This is a genomic window from Spirillospora sp. CA-108201 (genome assembly GCF_050936235.1).
GTDB lineage: Bacteria > Actinomycetota > Actinomycetes > Streptosporangiales > Streptosporangiaceae > Spirillospora.
In genome coordinates this window covers 7,628,583-7,645,733 of the sequence record NZ_JBNJNE010000001.1, presented here as the reverse complement: position 1 = coordinate 7,645,733, position 17,151 = coordinate 7,628,583, and the positions used below count along the sequence as shown (strand labels likewise).

The window sequence follows — 17,151 nt, the reverse complement described above, 5'->3', positions numbered from 1 at the left end:
GTCACACCTTTCCGACGCCTGAGGTCAGGCCGCGTACGAGGAACCGCTGCGAGACGAGGGCGAGCAGCATCGTGGGCAGGGCGGCCAGCAGGGTGCCGGCGGCCATGATGCCGAAGGACTGCTCGCGCACGTTGTAGAGCCCGGAGATGGCGGGCTGGATCAGCATCGCGTCCGTCCGCGAGTTCAGGACCAGCGCGAACAGGAAGTCGTTCCACGACACCATGAACGAGAAGAGCCCGACGCTGATGATCCCCGGCCGGGCGAGCGGCAGCACCACGCGGGCGAAGACCTGCCAGCGGGTGCAGCCGTCGATCATCGCGGCCCGGTCCACCTCGACGGGGACGCCGTTGAAGTAGGCCCGCATCATCCACACCGAGAACGGCACCGTGAACCCGAGGTGGGCGATGACGACGCCCGCCCTGGTGTCGGTGAGGCCGAGCGAGTGGAGCATCACGTAGAAGGGCACGACGAGCGCGAACACCGGGACGAGCTGGCTGCCGAGCATCAGGCCCGGCACCGCCCGGGAACCGGGGAAGCGGAACCGGGCGAACGCGTAGCCCGCCGTGCTGGCGATCACGACGTTGAGGGCGGCGACGCAGACCGCGACCACGGCGCTGTTCTGCATGCCGGGGACGATCAGGTCGCTGGGGTTGCTCGGCGGCGCGGAGCTGAACGCCGAGTCGAGGATCTGCCGGAAGCTGCCGAAGTCCATGGCGGGGATCCACCGCGGCGGGGTGCGCAGCGAGTCGGCCCGGGACGTCAGCGCCACCAGCAGCAGGAAGTAGAACGGCAGCAGCACCCATGCCAGCAGCGCCAGGACGGTTCCGGCGCGCAGCGCGCGCGCCGCGGCCTTCCTGGCGGTGCGCCCGCGGTCTCCGGCGGCCATCACGCGGTCCTCCCTTCGCGGTTCCTGCGGGGTCCCCGGATGACGAGCGCGGTCAGCCCGGCGAGGAGCACCATCGCCAGCGTCATCAGGTAGAAGATCGCCGCGCCCCGGCCGAGGTCGAGGTCGCGGAACGCGGTGGTGTACCCCCACCAGGACAGCAGCGTCGTCTCGGTGCCCGGCCCGCCGCCGGTCAGGATGTAGATCAGCGCGAACGCCAGGAACGCGTTGATCAGGGCGAGCACGGACACCACCAGCACGGTGTCGCGGATCCAGGGCAGGGTGACGAAGAAGAACCGCCGGACCGGCCCGGCGCCGTCGATCCGCGCCGCCTTGTGCAGGTCCTCGGGGACGGTCTGGAGCGCGCCGAGGATCAGCAGCGTGGCGAACGGCACCAGGCTCCAGACGAACGCGACCGCCATCACGGTGAGGGCCACCTGCCCGGAGGCGAACCAGGCGACGTACTTGTCGATCACGCCGGCCTGCTGGAGCGCCCCGTTCAGCGGGCCGAACGTGGAGTTGAAGATCCAGCCGAAGGTCAGCGCCAGCGTGATCTGGGACAGCGACCACGGCAGGATCAGCACCCCCCGCACCACCGACCGGCCCCGGAACTCCTGGTTCAGGGCCAGCGCGAACACCGTTCCGAGCAGGAGCGTGCCGAGGACGACGGCGCCGGCGAACAGGACGGTGCGGGTCAGCGAGGGCAGGAAGATCGGATCGCCGAGGACGGCGGTGTAGTTGTCGAACCCGACCCAGCGGGCCGGGGCCCGGCTGCCGAGCGTCTGCTCGTGCAGGCTGACCCAGAACGAGTACACGAGCGGGTAGCCGAGCAGGAGCAGCGTGACGACCAGGGCCGGCATGGCCATGGCCATGCCGAACCTCGCCTCGCCCCGCCCGTAGCCGGTGCGGCCGGTGCGGCCGGACCGGCCACGGCGTCCGGCGCCGGTGGGAGGTGGACGTTTGCTGGAACGTTCCGGTCGCCGGCGCGGCTGCGCCGGGCGCCGGTCGGACTCGGTCGTCATGTCCGCGGCGGGCTCGCTTCCTTGGGTCGGGGACACGGCTACTTCTGCGTGCCCGCGAAGTCGCTCAGCTCCTTGAGCCCCTGGTCGGAGGACTTCTTGCCGAGCACGACCTCCTGGAGCACGGCGCACGCCATGTCGGCGAACTTGGGGTACCAGGTCTTGGTGGTGACGGGCCCGAGGGGCACGGTCTTGGCGAGCTGGCCGGTGAGGGCGTCCACGTCCGCCCACTCGGCCCACGACTTGAGCACGGCCGGGTCGGAGTCGACGCTCCTGTAGCCGCTGGAGAGGCCGAGCGCGGTCGCGACCAGGTTCTTCGGCACGTGGAAGGAGCCGTCCTTGCCCGCGCCGCCGAGGTAGTCGATGACCGTCCCGGCGTTCTTCTCGCCCTCGGTGTTGTACGAGAGCATCCAGTACGCGCCGAAGCTGTGGGTCTGACGCGTCTTGCCGGGCATCAGCACGTTCTTGATGTCCTTGGCCGCCGAACTCTGCTTCGGGTCCTTCCAGCCGACGACCTGCGCCTGGTAGCGCATCGAGAAGCTGCTCTTGCCGCCGCCGAAGACGTTGGTCACGCCGCCGTAGTCGGTGGTGAACAGGTCCTTGGGGACCAGCCCCTCGGAGTACAGGGTCCGCCAGCGCTCCAGGGTGGCGCGCGCGACGGGGTTCCCGGCGAGGTTCGCCTTCCCGGACGGGTCGAACAGCGAGCCGCCGCCCTCGGAGGCGACCTCGGCGGCGAACTGGTGCCACATCAGGAACGCGTACTTGATCCAGTACGGCGAGTACGGCGTCTGGCTGATCCCCTTGGACTTCAGCTCCCGCGCCTGCTCCAGGAACTCCTCCCAGGTCGCGGGCGCCGACGCGTCGATCTTCTTGAGGTGGGCGGTGTTGACCGCGAACAGCTCGGCGCCCTGGAAGTAGGGCAGCGCGTAGACCTCCCCGTCCGGGCCCCTGAGGGCGTCGGCGACGCCGGGGTTCATGTTGGCGACCAGCTTGTCCAGGCCCGGCAGGTCCTTGAGCGAGCGGACCCACTGGTTCTTCGACCACGACTCCAGGTAGCCCTCGTCCGCGAACAGCACGTCGTAGGACGCGTTGCCGCCCGCGAGCTGCTGGTTGGTCACGGTGAGGTAGTCCTGCGCGACGTAGGACGTGCCGAGCTTGAGCGGGGCGTAGTTGGTGTTGAAGTAGTCCACGTACGGCTTGAACAGCGGGCCGACGGCGGCGTCGTGGTGCATCTGGAGGTCGTTCGGCGAGCCGTCGTCGCCGGAGGACCCGCAGGCCGTCAGCAGGCCCGTGCCGCCGAGCCCGGCGACGGCGCCGAGCGCCATCGTCCCGCGGAGGAAGGAACGTCGGGTGACGTGCGGTGCGGCCGGGGACGCGTTCCTGGGTGCCATGGTCTGCTCCGTTCCAATCGGTGCGTGGGGGACGGTCATGCCGCGCGCAGGACCTTGCCTGGGCGCCGACCGGTGGGGCGGGAGTTCTCGATGGCGGGTTCGCCGTTCACGAAGACCCAGCGCATGAGGTCGGGGTAGGCGCGCTCCGCTGCCGGAGCCGCGCCCGCCTCCGTCCCCCGGCCGCTCTCGTAGGCGGCGGCGCGTCCGGGGTCGGCGACGGCGATGTCGGCGAACGCGCCGGGGCGCAGGGTCCCGCGGCCGTCCAGGCGGAGCCGCCGGGCGGGCGCGGTGGCCAGGTGCCGGACCGCCCGGTCGAGCGGGGTCCGCCCGAGGAGCGCGGGGACCAGCACCTCGGTGGTGCTCGCGAGGTTGCGCGGGTGCTCGTGCCGCGCCTGCCCGGCCGTCATCAGCCAGCCGTCGCTGCCGTGCATGGCGGCGGGGTGCGCGGACACGCGGGCGAGGTCGTCCCGCGAGGCCGCCGGGACGATCATGGTCAGGCTCTCGCCCTCGGCCAGGATCAGCTCCAGCAGCACCTCCACGGGGGCGCGGCCGAGCCCGGCGGCGTAGTCCGGCAGCGTGCGGCCGGACGCGTCCGGCCGGGTCCGGGAGCGGCCGATGATGATCTCATCGGGCCGGAACTGCGCCGCGCCGTCCAGGTGGCGCAGCAGGCGCAGCCGCTCGGCGCCCTCCCCCGCCCGCGTGCGCAGCAGCGGCCAGCCGCCGTCCAGCGAGCCGGGCGGCAGCAGGCTGGAGACGCCCGTGCTGCCGGAGGTGTAGGGGTAGTAGTCGACGGCGACCTCGACGGCGCCGCGGGCGTTGGCCTCGTCGACCATCGCGAGGGTCTGCTCCGTCCGTCCCCAGTTGGCCCTGCCCAGCGCCTTGTGGTGGGAGATCTGGAGGTCGACGCCCGCCCGCTCGGCCGTCGCGATCGCCTCCGCCACGGACGCGACCAGGCCGTCCCGCTCGTCCCGCAGGTGGGTGGCGTAGAAGCGGCCCGACCCGCGCAGCGGCGCGATGACCCGCCGCAGCTCGTCGGCGGCGGCGAACCGGCCCGGCGTGTAGACCAGGCCGCTGGAGACGCCGAACGCCCCCTGGTCGAGCCCGTCGTCGACGAGGCGCCGCATCGCGGCGACGGCCTCGTCCGACGGCGGCCGGGGGTCGGAGCCCGCGACGTGCTCGCGGACGGCGCCGAGGCCGACGAGCGGGGCGACGTTGACGCCCGTCCCGAGCGACTCCAGGTGGGCGGCGTAGGCGTCGAGGTCGGGGAAGCCGGGGTCCAGCCGCGAGCTGAAGAAGGACCCGAAGCCCCTGCTCGTCCTGGGCAGCGGGAAGGGGGAGAAACCGCAGTTCCCGGTGACGTCGGTGGTGACGCCCTGGTGCAGGCGCGCCAGGGCGTCGGGGTCGTGCTGGAGCGTGAAGTCGCTGTGCGTGTGCATGTCCACGAAGCCCGGCAGGACGACCAGCCCGGAGGCGTCGATCACCGTCGCGCCGGCGGGCGGCGCGATCCGCGCCGCCAGCGCCGTCACCCGCTCGCCCTCGATGAGCAGGTCGAGCACGGCGTCGGTGCCGGCGCCCGGGTCGACGACGCGACCCCCTCGGATGATCTTCACCACTGTCCTCTGCGTTCCATTCTGTGGTTTGGCATTCCACATGATGGGATGTTGTGGCAACCTAATCTCGCTGCCAGTCCCCGGTCAAGGCATTCCTGGAGGCGTTCGTGGTGCAAGTGGTCGATCGCGTCGGTGCTCTGCTCGCCGCGTTCAGTCAGGAGGAACCCGTCCTCGGCCTCGCCGAATGCGCCGAGCGGGCGGGGCTGAGCAAGAGTTCGGCGCACCGGCTGCTGAGCGGGCTCGCCGAGATCGGCATGGTGGAGCGCGACCCCGAAGGCAACTGGCAGATCGGGGAACTGCCGCTCCGGCTGGCCGCGATCCGGCTCTCGCACCGCAACATGCGGCGGGACGCCATGGCGGCGCTGGCCCCCCTCGGCCGGCGGTTCGACGCCGCGACCGCGTTCTCGGTCCCCAACGGCGACGAGATGGTCTACGTCGAGCGCACCGACAGCAGCATCCCGTTCGCGCCGAGCGCCCGGCTCGGCAGCACCGCCCCGATCTGGGAGGGCGCGGCCGGACGGGCCGTGCTGGCCCGGCTCGACGCCGCCCAGCGGCGGGACCTGTGCGCGGGCCCCCGCTGGTCGGCGCTGTCGGACGAGGTGCGCGCCCGGATCGCCGACGACGTCGAGCGGTCCGCGACCCGCGGCTACTCCGTGGACCGGGGCGAGTTCTTCGACGGCATCGCCGGCGTCGCGTCGGCGCTCGGCCGGCAGGGCGAGCCGGTCGCCGCGCTCAGCCTGATCGTCTCGGTCGAGCGGATGTCGCCGGAACTGGAACGCGAGATGGGCCCCGCCGTGGCCGACCTGGCCCGCGAGATCACCGGCAAGGCCACGCTGCCGGGGGTGCCCCGATGACGGGCGCCGGCTGGGCCGCGGTCTGCGCCGGGGACGGGCCGCCGACGCCCTTCCTGGCCCTGCGCCACTCCCGGCTCATGGCCAACATCCGCGAGATGGCCGACCGCGTCACGGGCCGCGGCGGGCACTCCACACCCCATCTCAAGACCCACAAGTGCCTGGAGATCGCGCGGGCCCAGGTCGCGGCGGGGGCCTCCCGTGCGACCGTCTCGACCGCCGACGAGGCCGCCCTCGCCTTCGACGCGGGCTTCCCGTCCGTGCTCGTCGCCTACCCGCCCGTCCCGGGCGAGCGCGTCCGCGCGCTCACCGAGCTCACCGGGCGCGGCCGGGTCGCCGTCACCTGCTCGCGCCCCGAGCACGTCGCCGCGCTCGCCGCGACCGGCGCGGAGTTCGACGTCTACTGGGAGATCGACTCCGGGACGCGCCGGCTCGGCACCGCCCCCGGCGCGCCCACCGCGGACGCCGTCGCCGCCGCGCCGTTCGGCGGACGCGTCCGGCTCCGCGGCCTGATGACGTTCGCCGGGCACGCCTACGCCGCCGCCGACGCCGCCGGGCTGGCCGCCGTCCGCGACCAGCAGGACGGCGCGCTGGAGAGCACGGGCGCGGCGCTGGCCGGGCGCGGGATCGAGGCGCCCGTCCACAGCGTCGGCGTCACCCCGCTGGCCCGGCTGGAATCGGGCCGCGCCCACGAGTACCGGTACGGCAACTACGCCTTCTACGACGCCACGCAGGTCGCGCTCGGCGGCCCGGACGCCGCCGAGTGCGCGCTCGCCGTGGTCAGCACGGTGGTGGACGTCCCGGCGCCGGACCGGCTCGTCCTGGACGCCGGGGCCAAGAGCCTGCCCGCCGAGCGGATGACCACGCTGACGCCCGGCTTCGGCCTGGTGGACGGCCACCCGGGCATCGTCGTCGAGAAGCTCTACGAGGAGCACGGGCTCGCCGGATCGGCGGAGCCGCACGGCCTGGCGCCGGGCGACCGGGTCGCGGTGATCCCCAACCACGCCTGCACCGCGGTGAACCTGTTCGGCCGGTACCAGGTGCACGACGGGACGTCCTTCGCGGACACCTGGCCCATCCAGGCGCGCAGGCGCTGACCGGACGAAGGGAACGCACGCATGATGACAGCGGTGAGAGGGCGCCTCTCGGCAGGCCCCGGGCTGGACCTGGAGACCGTCCGGTTCGGCGACGGGGACGGCCCCGCGGTGACCGTCCTCGGCGGAGTGCACGGCGACGAGATGGAGGGCGTCCTCGCCGCGTACCGCGTCGCGGACCTGCTCGCCTCGGCGACGGTCCGCGGCACGGTGACGGTGCTGCCGCGCGCCAACCCGCCCGCCCTCGCGGCGGGCACCCGGCACGGCGACGGCGACGCCAACCTCGCGCGGCTCTTCCCCGGCGACCCCGGCGGCGGCCTCAGCGAGCGCATCGCCCACGCGATCGCCACCGCGCTCATCGACCCGTGCGACCTGCTGATCGACCTGCACTCCGCCGGACGGCGCTACCGGATGCCCCCGATGTGCGGGTTCGGGGCGAACAGAACGCTCGGCGGCCGGCCGCTGCTGGACGCCGCCCGCACGACGCCCTTCCCCTACCTGTGGTCGCACGCGTCGGTCGCGCCGGGCCGCTCCGTCAGCCGCGCCGACGCCCTCGGCAAGCCCTGGGCCTACTTCGAGAGCGGCGGGGGCGGCGCCCTCCGCGAGGCCGACGTCGACCGGTACGCGCAGGGGGTCCTGCGCCTGCTGGAGGTCGCGGGCGCGGTCGATCCCGTCTCCTTCGCCGGCCCGCCGCCCGCGCGGCAGGTCGTCGTGACGGGCGGGGACGGCAACACCGACACCGGCGTCCTGTTCGGTACGGCGGGAGCCTTCGTCTCCCGCGTCGCCGCCGGGGACGCGGTGGCCGCGGGTCAGACGATCGGCGCCGTGTACGACGACGGCGGGCGCCGGGTGGAGACCGTGCGGGCCGACGCAGCCGGCGTCGTCATGATGCTGCGCCACGACCTGCGGGTCACGCCCGGCGAGGTCGCCGCGATCGTCGCCGGGGAGGACGGCCGTGCGGCTTGACGCGGCCGTCGACCTCGTCGGCGGCGGACGGCTCGGCCCCGGGCTCAGCAACGCCTACGACGGCAACGTCTACCTGCTGCGCGGCGACGACGGCGCCTGGCTGGCCGACACCGGAAGCGGCCTCGACCAGGAGGTCCTGCTCGCGCGCGTCGAGGAGGCGCTCGCGGGGCGGCCGCTGAGCGGCGCGGTCGTCACGCACGCGCACGCCGACCACGCGGGCGGCGCCGCCGGGCTCGCCGCGAACGGCACCACGATCGTCGCCGGTCCGCTGACCGCCGAACTGGTCCGCGACGCCGACCCCGGGCCGCTCGGCCTCACCGCCGCGCTGCGCGCCGGGATCTACCCGGCCGGCTACCGGTTCGCGTCCTGCCCCGGCGTGCTCACGCCCGCCGAGGCGGGCCTGGAGGAGGGCCCGCTCCGGGCCCTGCCGACCCCGGGGCACAGCGCCGACCACACGGCCTGGCTGTTCACCGCGGGCGGCACGACGTACGCCTGCACCGGCGACCTCCTCTTCAGCCGGGGCCGGATCGTGCTCCCGGGCGCCGAGGACGCCGACGTCCAGGCGCTGCGGCGGTCCCTCGAACGGCTCCGCGCCGCGCGTCCCGACGTCCTGCTGCCCGGCCACGGCACACCGGTCATGTCGGACGCGATCTGGCACATCGAGCAGGCCCTGTCCGCCTTCGAGCTGGGCCGGCTGCCCGGCACCTTCCACTGACCCGAGGAGCGCCCATGAGCACCAGCGTCATCGTCACCGGCGGAGGGGGCGGGATCGGCTCCGCCATCACGCGCCGCCTCGCCGCCCCCGGCCGGACCGTCGCCGTCTTCGAGGCCGGGCCCGCCGCCGAACGGGCCCGCGCCGACCTCGGGCCCGCCGCCGAGGTCATGGCGGTCGACGCCGGCGACCCGGCCGCGATCAGCGCCGCCGTCGCCGAGGTCGCCGCCGCGCACGGGCCCCCGGAGATCCTGGTGAACTGCGCGGCCGTGACCGGCGTCCCGGCCAAGGCGCCCCTGCTCGACACCTCCGACGACCTGCTGGCGCGCATCCTCGCGGTCAACACCGTCGGGCCGTTCGTCTGCGCCCGCGAGGCGGCGCGGCACATGGTCGCGGCGGGCGGCGGCACCATCGTCAACATCGGGTCGATCGCCGCGCACCGGGGCCAGCTCGACGCCTCCGCCTACACCGTCAGCAAGTCGGCGATGACGGGGCTGACCCGCGCGCTCGCCATGGAGCTCGGGCCGTCCGGCGTCCGGGTCGTCCAGGTCGACCCGGGCGACATCAGCACCCCGGGCAGCGACCGGCTCGTCGAGTTCGTCGAGGCCGACCGGGCGCGCTCGGGGGTCGCGGGCCTGCCGCCGCTCGGCCGGCGCGGCCGTCCCGAGGAGATCGCGGACGTGGTCGCCTTCCTCTGCTCGCCGGGGGCCTCGTTCGTCTCCGGCACCCAGATCGTCGTCGACGGCGGATACCTCGCCGGTTAGGGGCCCACCATGATCGATCTTCGTTCCGACGTGATGACGCTGCCCACCGAGGGCATGCTGCGCGCGATGACCGCCGCCCCGCTCGGCGACGAGCAGGAGCGCGAGGACCCCACCGTCCTCGCGCTGGAGGACGAGCTGACCGGGCTGCTCGGCCAGGAGGCGGCGGTGTTCGTCCCCTCGGCGACGATGGCCAACCAGATCGCGATGCTGTGCCAGGTGCAGCGCGGCCAGGAGATCGTCGGGGAGCGGCACAGCCACATGTTCCGCTACGAGGCGGGCGGCCCCGCCTTCCTCGCCGGGGCGGTCGTCACCGGCCTGCCGGGCGAGGCCGGGGTGTTCACCGGCGACCAGGTCCGCGAGATCGCCCAGGTCCGCGACTCCGAGCACCGGCCCCGGACCGCGCTCGCCGTCGTGGAGGACACCCACAACGTCTCCGGCGGCCGGACCTGGCCGCTCGCCGCGCTGGACCACCTCTACGACACCTGCGACGAGCTGGGGCTCGCCGTCCACATCGACGGGGCGCGCCTCTTCAACGCCGCCGTCGCGCTGGACGTCCCGCCCGACCGGATCACCGCGCGGGCGCGGACCGTCGCCGTCTGCTTCTCCAAGGGCCTCGGCTGCCCCGCGGGCGCGGCCCTCGTCGGGCGCGCCGACGTGCTGGCCCCGGCCCGGCGCGTCCGCCAGATGCTCGGCGGGTCGCTCCGCCAGGCCGGCGTCCTCGCGGGCGCCGCCCGGTACGCGCTCCGGCACAACGTCGCGCGGCTGGCCGACGACCACGCGGGCGCCCGCGCCCTCGCCACGCTGCTCGCCGAGGGTGGCCTGCCGATCGACCCCGCCGCGGTCGACACCAACTTCGTCTTCCTCGACCTGGCCTCGCTCGGGCTCGACCGGGACGATGTCCGGGCACGCCTGCGCTCGAACGGCGTGCTGTGGTCCAACGCGCACCACCCCACCGTCCTGCGCGCCGTCACCCATCTCGGCCACACCGAGGCGGACCTCCGCACCGCCGCCGCCCGCACCGTCGAGGCCCTGTCGAAGGACCTGTGACCGGGTGGTCTCAGCCGGCCGGTGACGTGGTGACGAGGTCCAGGGAGGCGCGCACGGCGGCGGGCAGGTCGCGCAGCCGGTGGAGCGGCAGTTCGAGCAGCGTGACGTCCCGCGCCCAGGGAGCGGCGTCGGCCACGACCGCGCGGGCCTGCCGCTTGGTCAGGCCCGCGTGCGCGTCGAGCAGGGCGTCGCGCCAGACGTTCGCGACCTTCCCGTGCGCCCGGTCCATGATGGCGCGCACCACCCGCTGGATCGGGTCGGACGTGTCGGACGGGGTGCGCACCGCCTCCACCGTCGAGCCGCGCCGGGCCAGCTCGTACACCGCCGCCAGCGACGCGGCCTCGTCAGCGAGGTCGCCGGGAGGCTCGGGCAGGAACACCCGCACGTGCTCGGCGCGCGTGGCCAGCAGCACGCGGACCAGCGCGCCCTCCAGCCCCGGGGGCAGCGCGACGGCAGCGCGCCGCACCCGCGCGGCGTACGGCTTGGCCAGCCAGGTCGTCAGCCGCACCCGCGGCGCCTGCGGGAGCACCTGCTTGGGCCAGTCCCCGACCAGCACGTCCGGCCGCAGGTCGGCGACGTCGTCGGGCGACGCCGGCGCGGCCGTCCGGGCCTCGACGGCCTGGGGCCCCTGGGTGTAGATGGCGGTGGCGAACCGGTCGGCGCGGGCGTCCGCGGCAGGCAGGCTCCTGCCGGTCGGCCGCAGGACGTAGAGGTCGGCGCGCGAACCGATCGCCTCCGCGCCGAAGTAGCCGTTGAAGTCGGGGTAGACGGCCTCGCTCACGAGGTTCAGGTCCATCAGCGCCTGCTGGACCTTCAGCGCGAGCATCGGGGTGCGGTCGCTCGCCCCGTAGGCCAGCAGCACCCGGCCCTGCCCCTGGTCTCGCAGCCCCTGCACCGCGCGGGCCACGAACAACCCGACGCCCTCCGGGGTGTACGGAGGGTCGGTCACCGCCAGATCCGCGTACCCGACGGCCGACGCCGGCAGCCCCAGCCTCAGGTCTGCCCAGCGGGTGCGCACGTCCACCCCCAGCTCGGCGGCGCAACCGTCGATGTAGGCCAGGATCCGCTCGTCGACGTCCACGACGGTGGTCTGCACGCCGGGGTGGACGAGCCCGACGGCCAGCGAGGTCAGATCGTGGTCCCCCACGCACAGCAGGCGCGTGCCCGGCAGCCAGAACCGCGCTCCCAGGAGCAGTGCCCGCCGCACCACCGTCTCCGGCGTGGCCGACACATGGTCCAGGACGTGCCGCGCCCGCGGAGCCCGCTCGATCAGCCCGGCGATGCGCTCCACCACGGCGGCGTACTCGGGCAGCAGGTGCGCCACCGGATCGGCCGGGTCGAGCGGGCGGTGTCCCGTGCGCAGCGACTCGGCGATCTCGCCGGCCTGCTCCGGGGCGAGGCGGAACCGGTCGCCGCCCGCGTGCTCCAGCGAGAGCCCGGCCAGCAGCGACTCCACCGAACGCCGCGGCGCGCCCGTCTCCCGGACCAGCTCGCCGAGCGTCCGCCAGCGCCGGTCCGCCAGCAGGCTCAGCGCGGCGTGGATCCGCCGGGGATCCATGTCCGCCGCGACCGGCGGCCCTGTCGGTGCTCCCCCATCAACCACCCGCGAATGCTACCGGCGCACGGGCCGGAGCGAATTCTCCGCGACGACGCCAGAAATTCACACGGCCACCTCTGGTCACGATAAGCACTTCACTCACTACTTTGAGTAGCGTAGCTTTGGGGTATGCCCCTCCCCACAGAGCCCATCGGCAGCATCCCGCGTCCCCAGGAACTGCTCGCCGCCTCGCCGTCCGAGCTGGCCGCCGCCCAGGACCGCGCCGTGCGCGAGACCCTCCGCCGGCTGGAGGAGCTCGGCTCACCGGTGGTGACCGACGGTGAGCAGTCCAAGCCGAGCTTCGCCACCTACCCGATCGCGGGCCTGGCCGACCTGGCCCCCGACGGCGCGGTGATCCCGTTCGCCGACGGGCACCAGCGGCAGCTGCCGCGGCTGACGGCGGGCCCGTTCCGCTACACCGGCCACGCCGTGGACTACCTGCGGGCCGCCCAGCGCCACGCGACCGCGCCGGTCAAGCAGGCGGTGATCGCGCCCTCGGCCCTGAGCCTGCTGTACCCGGCCGACGGCATCGAGGGCTACCCGCGCGAGAGGTTCCTGGACGACCTGGTCGACGAGGCCGAGGCCGACATCCGCTCCTGCCTGGACGCGGGCGCCCACGTGGTGCAGCTCGACTTCACCGAGGGGCGCCTGTCGCTCAAGCTCGACCCCAGCGGCGGCGTGCTCGACGCCTTCATCGCGCTCAACAACCGGGTCCTGGAGCGCTTCTCCGCCGACGAGCGCGCCCGGATCGGGGTGCACGTGTGCCCGGGCGGCGACCTCGACTCCACCCACAGCCTCGACGTCGACTACGCGGGGCTGCTGCCCAAGCTCTTCGAGCTCAGGGCCGGCAACTTCTACCTCCAACTGGCCAGCGAGCCCGACCCCGACCGGATCCTGGCCATCGTCGCCGGGCACCTGCCCTCGGACGCCCGCGTCTTCGTCGGCGTCGTCGACCCCATCGACCCGCGCGTCGAGACGCCCGAGCAGATCCGCGACCGCGTCCTCGCCGCCGCCCGCCACCTGCCGGTCGACCGCCTCGGCACCTGCGACGACTGCGGCTTCTCCCCGTTCGCCGACGACACCTCCACGTCCCGCGACACGGCCTTCGCGAAGATAGCCGCCCGCGTCGAGGGAACGGCCCTGGCCGCCACCGAACTGGGCCTCTGACCCGCCCCGATCCGAGTTCGCCCCCGCCGGTGGCGTCGAGGTCCCGCCTCATGGGCCAGGGCCTCCACGCCACCGGCGTCGGGCTGTGCGCTCGTCGGTTCGGGCGGCCGCCGGGGGCGAGGCGGGCGGTGAGGCACCGGAAGCCGGGTTCAGGACGACGCCGCGGCGTCCCGGAAGGCGGCCGGCCCGCCGGGGTGGGGCCCGAGCGGCGCCCGGCCCGCTGACGCGGCTTCCTTGGCAATGCCGGCGTGGTCGGCCGTCGCGGTCATCGGGAGGCGCGCCCGGCGGCGGTGTCCGAGGGGGCGGGGGTGCGGATCAGGAAGATCACCAGGGCGGCGACGGCGGTCAGGGCCAGGGCCGAGACGGTCGCACCGGTGGTGTAGCCGTGCACGAGGGCGGTCACCCGTGAGCCGCCCGGGCCGTGCTCGCGCAGGTAGCCCGCCGTCGCGCCGATCGCGACGGTGTTGACGACGGCGGTCCCGATCGAGCCGCCCATCTGGGACGCGGCGTTGACGACGGCGGCGGCGACCCCGGCCTCGCGCGGGGAGACGCCCGCGGTCGCCAGCGAGAACGCCGGCGGGAACGCGGCGCCCATGCCGAGCCCGAGCAGGACCTCGACCGGGACGACGGCGGTGGCGTAGCCGCTGCCCGCGTCGAGCCGGGTCAGGACGGCCAGCCCGGCCGCGGCCGTGAGCAGGCCGCCGGCGATCAGCAGCCGGGCGGGCACCCGCCGGATGAGCACGGCGCCGACCAGGTAGCCGCTCGCGGAGTTCGCGACGGCCATCGGCAGGAACGCCAGCCCGGTGCGCATCGGCGAGAAGTGCGCCACCACCTGGAGGTAGTAGGTGAGCGTGAGGAAGACCCCGAAGGCGCCGACGACCGCGGTGGCCACCGCGAGGTAGGCGCCGGCCCGGTCGCGGTCGGCGAGGATCCGCAGCGGCAGCAGCGGCGCGCCGTGCCCGGCCTGGCGCGCGACGAACAGGGCGAGCGCCAGGACGCCGATCGCGAGGGGCGCGAGGGTCTGCCAGGCGTCCCAGCCGTGCGGGGCGGCCTGGCCGGCGCCGTACACGACGGCCGCCAGGCCGCCGGTGACGAGGACGGCCGAGATCCAGTCGAGGCGCGACCCGGGGAAGCCCGGCGGCGCCGGCAGGACGATCCGTCCCGCCACCGACGCGGCGGCGGCGATCGCCACGTTGACGTAGAGGCACCAGCGCCAGTCGGCGTACTGGGTCAGCGCGCCGCCGAGCAGCAGCCCGACGGCGGCGCCGCTGCTCGCCACGGCGCCGTACACGCCGAACGCCTTCGCGCGCTCCTTGGGTTCGGTGAAGGTGACGGCCAGCAGGGACAGGGCCGTGGGCGCGAGCAGCGCGGCGAACGCCCCCTGGAGGGCGCGCCCGACCACGAGGACCCCGAAGCCCGGCGCGGCCCCGGCGATCATCGAGGCGACCGCGAACCCGGCCAGCCCGGCCAGGAAGCTGCGGCGCCGCCCGACCAGGTCGGCGATCCGGCCGCCGAGCAGGAGCAGCCCGGCGAAGGACAGGGTGTAGGCGGTGATCATCCACTGCCGGTCGGCGTCGCCGAAGCCGAGCGCGTGCTGAGCCGTCGGCAGCGCGATGTTCACGATCGTGGCGTCGAGGGCGATCATCAGCTGCGCGACGGCGATGACGACCAGCGCCGCCCAGCGCCGGTTCGGGGCGCCCGCGTACGGGCCGGACGCGGTCCGCGCCGTGATGGCGGTCATGGAGCCCACCTCCCGGTAAATGAAGGATTCTCCTCCGGATAATAACTGGAGGTTTCTTCTCCGTCTAGTGACGGATCGAGTCTCGTTCGCCGACCGGACGCCCCGCACCGGCGGCTCGCACGACGGCCGACAGGGCACTGAGCTGCGGAAATCGAGATGCGTGACCTTGCCGTTTCTTTACGATTTCAGTAACTTTGCCCCTTCAAGACGTCTTCCAGGCGTTTTGTCCCACATGGTGGGGCGGGGTTCCCACCCCGCGACAAGGCCCGAGACGCGACGTCGATCGGGTCCCACATCGTCAGCGCCGCTGTCCCCCAGCGGCACCCGCCGAGTCCGCCATGGCGCGGAGCCGGGGACCCAACCCGCACTGGGGTGAATCGGCCTGCTCAGGCCGTAGGGCGACTTCCACGTCCGAACCCGTCAGCTAACCCGGTAGGCGGCACATGGAAGCAAGGAGCCCCCCTGTGAAAGGCAAGCAACCGAAAGGCGAGCACGGCAAGTGGTCGCGCGTTCTGCGACCGACCCCCTGGGCCACGGTCACGCTGACGGGTCTCGCCGTCTTCGGCGTGACGGCGGCCGTGCCGACGGCCTTGCAGCACGCGTCCACCGAGACGGTCGCCGCCGTCCAGACCGTGCCGCAGCAGCGGACCGCGCCGCAGCAGGCCGCGCCGCAGGAGCAGACCAGAGCGCAGGTCCAGGTCCAGAAGGACTACATGGCGCCGGTGAAGGCCGCGCCGTCGACGAAGAGCAAGCCCAAGAAGCAGGCCGCGGAATCCAAGTCGGACGAGCGGTCCAAGGTCATCGCGCGGGCCAGGACCTGGCATCCGCACACCGGCGAGCGGGTCCCCTACAGCCAGACCAGCACGCACAACGGCTACCGCACCGACTGCTCGGGATTCGTGTCCATGGCGCTGGGGCTGCCCAAGCCCGGGCCGAACACCGTGGGCCTCACCTCGTCGCGGTACACCGAGCGCATCAAGATGTCCGAGTTGAAGAAGGGCGACCTCGTCATGGACGCCCTCGGCAGCAACACCACCCGGCACGTCGTCATCTTCGAGAAGTGGGCCGACAAGAAGCACTCGTCGTACTGGGCCTACGAGCAGCGCGGCCGGTACGGAACCGACCACCGGACGCTCGACTACGGGCTTTCCTCGGGCGACGAGTACAAGGCGTACCGCCCGACGTCCCTCAAGTAGGCCGCCCCTGAAAGACGCCCGGCACCGGCGGATCGCCGGTGCCGGGCAGAACGGGTCGTGAGGCGGGACGGGATCAGACCGATCGGACGGCCCGCAGCGACTCCTTCAGGGAACCGAGGGTCGAGAAGACCGCCGTGGGCTCGTAGCCGCAGTGGGCCATGCAGTTGGCGCACCGGGAGTCGCGGCCTCGTCCGTAGGAGTCCCAGTCGGTCTCGTCCAGGAGTTCCTGGTAGGTCTGCGCGTAGCCGTCCGACATCAGGTAGCAGGGACGCTGCCAGCCGAAGAGGGAGTAGGACGGGATCGCCCAGGCCGTGCAGGGGAAGTCGACCTTGCCTTCCAGGAAGTCCAGGAACAGGGGCGAGTGGTTGAAGCGCCACCGCTTGCGGTTGCCGTCCCCGAACGCCTTGCGGAAGAGCTCCCGCGTCTCCTGGACGCCGAGGAAGTGCTCCTGGTCGGGCGCCTTGTCGTAGGCGTAGCCGGGCGAGATCATCATCTCGTCGACCCCGAGGTCGTCGTTGAGGTAGTTCAGGACGTCGATGACGGTCTGCGGCGTGTCCGTGTTGAAGATCGTCGTGTTGGTCGTGACGCGGAACCCCCGCCGCCGGCACTCCTCGATGGCGGCGACGGCGTCGTCGAACACGCCCTCCTTGCAGACGGACTCGTCGTGGCGTTCCCGCAGCCCGTCGATGTGCACCGCCCACGCGAAGTACGGCGACGGCGTGAACCTGTCGAGCTTCTTCGGGATGAGCAGCGCGTTCGTGCACAGGAAGACGAACTTCTTGCGCCTGACGAGCTCGTTCACCAGCTCGTCGATCTGCGGGTGCATGAGCGGCTCGCCGCCCGCGATGGAGACCATCGGCGCGCCGCACTCCTCGATGGCGGCGAGGGCCTGCTCGACCGGCATGCGCCTCTTCAGCACGTCGTGCGGGTGCTGGATCTTCCCGCAGCCGGCGCAGGCGAGGTTGCAGGCGAACAGGGGCTCCAGCTCGACGATGAGCGGGAACTTCTCCCGGCGGCGCAGCTTGTTGCGCAGGATGTAGCCGCCGATGCGAAGGCTCTGGCGGAGCGGCATGCTCATGGTGTCCGGACCTCCTTGTGCAGGGTGGACTCGGT

General features: G+C 73.7%; 15 protein-coding genes and 1 riboswitch. Of the genes, 8 read left to right on the top strand and 7 right to left on the bottom strand.

Translation table 11 applies throughout. The features are described 5' to 3' along the window. Position 1: 1 nt before the first annotated feature. The 4 genes from ACQEU6_RS36700 to ACQEU6_RS36685 are packed head-to-tail and all read right to left on the bottom strand — an operon-like array spanning position 2 to position 4,903. Positions 2-886, bottom strand: a complete 885-nt coding sequence (locus ACQEU6_RS36700; RefSeq protein ID WP_499338225.1) for a carbohydrate ABC transporter permease — start codon at positions 884-886, stop codon at positions 2-4. Further along, entirely contained in the window at positions 886-1,941 is a 1,056-nt protein-coding gene (locus tag ACQEU6_RS36695; protein WP_499338223.1) for a carbohydrate ABC transporter permease, read from the bottom strand. The genes ACQEU6_RS36700 and ACQEU6_RS36695 overlap by 1 nt, the downstream gene beginning before the upstream one ends. A 2-nt stretch (positions 1,942-1,943) precedes the next feature. Further along, on the bottom strand, positions 1,944-3,293 hold the full coding sequence (locus ACQEU6_RS36690) for an ABC transporter substrate-binding protein (protein WP_499338221.1): 1,350 nt from the start codon (positions 3,291-3,293) through the stop codon (positions 1,944-1,946). A gap of 35 nt (positions 3,294-3,328) precedes the next feature. Continuing rightward, entirely contained in the window at positions 3,329-4,903 is a 1,575-nt protein-coding gene (locus ACQEU6_RS36685; RefSeq protein WP_499338219.1) for an N-acyl-D-amino-acid deacylase family protein, read from the bottom strand. Between the two features lie 107 nt (positions 4,904-5,010). Between ACQEU6_RS36685 and ACQEU6_RS36680 the strand changes: the two genes are divergently transcribed. From ACQEU6_RS36680 to ACQEU6_RS36655, 6 genes are read left to right on the top strand one after another with little or no spacing between them, the layout of a single operon-like run. Next, positions 5,011-5,757: an IclR family transcriptional regulator gene (locus ACQEU6_RS36680; protein WP_499338217.1), complete on the top strand. Its 747-nt coding sequence runs from the start codon at positions 5,011-5,013 to the stop codon at positions 5,755-5,757. Next, the gene (locus ACQEU6_RS36675; protein ID WP_499338216.1) at positions 5,754-6,851 is read left to right on the top strand and encodes an alanine racemase; all 1,098 of its coding nucleotides are present in this window, start codon (positions 5,754-5,756) and stop codon (positions 6,849-6,851) included. Before ACQEU6_RS36680 ends, ACQEU6_RS36675 begins: the two co-directional genes overlap by 4 nt. Before the next feature lie 33 nt (positions 6,852-6,884). After that, on the top strand, positions 6,885-7,814 hold the full coding sequence (locus ACQEU6_RS36670) for a succinylglutamate desuccinylase/aspartoacylase family protein (protein ID WP_499338215.1): 930 nt from the start codon (positions 6,885-6,887) through the stop codon (positions 7,812-7,814). Continuing rightward, positions 7,804-8,529, top strand: a complete 726-nt coding sequence (locus tag ACQEU6_RS36665) for an MBL fold metallo-hydrolase (protein WP_499338213.1) — start codon at positions 7,804-7,806, stop codon at positions 8,527-8,529. The genes ACQEU6_RS36670 and ACQEU6_RS36665 overlap by 11 nt, the downstream gene beginning before the upstream one ends. 14 nt (positions 8,530-8,543) lie before the next feature. Beyond that, positions 8,544-9,290, top strand: a complete 747-nt coding sequence (locus tag ACQEU6_RS36660) for an SDR family NAD(P)-dependent oxidoreductase (protein ID WP_499338211.1) — start codon at positions 8,544-8,546, stop codon at positions 9,288-9,290. A gap of 9 nt (positions 9,291-9,299) precedes the next feature. Further along, positions 9,300-10,337 (top strand): threonine aldolase family protein, encoded by a 1,038-nt coding sequence (locus ACQEU6_RS36655; RefSeq protein ID WP_499338209.1) that lies wholly within the window; start codon positions 9,300-9,302, stop codon positions 10,335-10,337. Positions 10,338-10,347: 10 nt separating this feature from the next. On the opposite strand, the gene ACQEU6_RS36650 is transcribed toward ACQEU6_RS36655, so the two are convergent. Continuing rightward, the gene (locus ACQEU6_RS36650) at positions 10,348-11,940 is read right to left on the bottom strand and encodes a bis-aminopropyl spermidine synthase family protein (protein WP_499338207.1); all 1,593 of its coding nucleotides are present in this window, start codon (positions 11,938-11,940) and stop codon (positions 10,348-10,350) included. Between the two features lie 123 nt (positions 11,941-12,063). On the opposite strand from ACQEU6_RS36650, the gene ACQEU6_RS36645 reads away from it, so the two are divergent. After that, positions 12,064-13,101 carry a cobalamin-independent methionine synthase II family protein gene (locus ACQEU6_RS36645; protein ID WP_499338205.1) on the top strand — a complete coding sequence of 346 codons (1,038 nt, stop codon included), beginning with the start codon at positions 12,064-12,066 and terminating at the stop codon, positions 13,099-13,101. 265 nt (positions 13,102-13,366) lie between these two features. On the opposite strand, the gene ACQEU6_RS36640 is transcribed toward ACQEU6_RS36645, so the two are convergent. After that, positions 13,367-14,842, bottom strand: coding sequence for an MFS transporter (locus tag ACQEU6_RS36640; protein WP_499338203.1), 1,476 nt, complete (start codon positions 14,840-14,842; stop codon positions 13,367-13,369). A 315-nt stretch (positions 14,843-15,157) separates the two neighbouring features. Next, positions 15,158-15,296: riboswitch (cyclic di-AMP (ydaO/yuaA leader) on the top strand. Positions 15,297-15,306: 10 nt separating this feature from the next. On the opposite strand from ACQEU6_RS36640, the gene ACQEU6_RS36635 reads away from it, so the two are divergent. Beyond that, positions 15,307-16,038 carry an NlpC/P60 family protein gene (locus tag ACQEU6_RS36635; RefSeq protein ID WP_499338201.1) on the top strand — a complete coding sequence of 244 codons (732 nt, stop codon included), beginning with the start codon at positions 15,307-15,309 and terminating at the stop codon, positions 16,036-16,038. 73 nt (positions 16,039-16,111) lie between these two features. Here the strand turns inward: ACQEU6_RS36635 and hpnH are convergent, their stop codons facing one another. Then, the gene (gene hpnH, locus ACQEU6_RS36630) at positions 16,112-17,116 is read right to left on the bottom strand and encodes an adenosyl-hopene transferase HpnH (RefSeq protein WP_499338199.1); all 1,005 of its coding nucleotides are present in this window, start codon (positions 17,114-17,116) and stop codon (positions 16,112-16,114) included. Between the last annotated feature and the right edge of the window lie 35 nt (positions 17,117-17,151).

Bases quoted from the DNA above. Each gene is read 5' to 3' on its own strand.
- ACQEU6_RS36640 (WP_499338203.1), bottom strand. From the start codon at position 14,842: ATGACCGCCATCACGGCGCGGACCGCGTCCGGCCCGTACGCGGGCGCC.
- ACQEU6_RS36700 (WP_499338225.1), bottom strand. From the start codon at position 886: ATGGCCGCCGGAGACCGCGGGCGCACCGCCAGGAAGGCCGCGGCGCGC.
- ACQEU6_RS36675 (WP_499338216.1), top strand. From the start codon at position 5,754: ATGACGGGCGCCGGCTGGGCCGCGGTCTGCGCCGGGGACGGGCCGCCG.
- ACQEU6_RS36690 (WP_499338221.1), bottom strand. From the start codon at position 3,293: ATGGCACCCAGGAACGCGTCCCCGGCCGCACCGCACGTCACCCGACGT.
- hpnH (WP_499338199.1), bottom strand. From the start codon at position 17,116: ATGAGCATGCCGCTCCGCCAGAGCCTTCGCATCGGCGGCTACATCCTG.
- ACQEU6_RS36660 (WP_499338211.1), top strand. From the start codon at position 8,544: ATGAGCACCAGCGTCATCGTCACCGGCGGAGGGGGCGGGATCGGCTCC.
- ACQEU6_RS36655 (WP_499338209.1), top strand. From the start codon at position 9,300: ATGATCGATCTTCGTTCCGACGTGATGACGCTGCCCACCGAGGGCATG.
- ACQEU6_RS36645 (WP_499338205.1), top strand. From the start codon at position 12,064: ATGCCCCTCCCCACAGAGCCCATCGGCAGCATCCCGCGTCCCCAGGAA.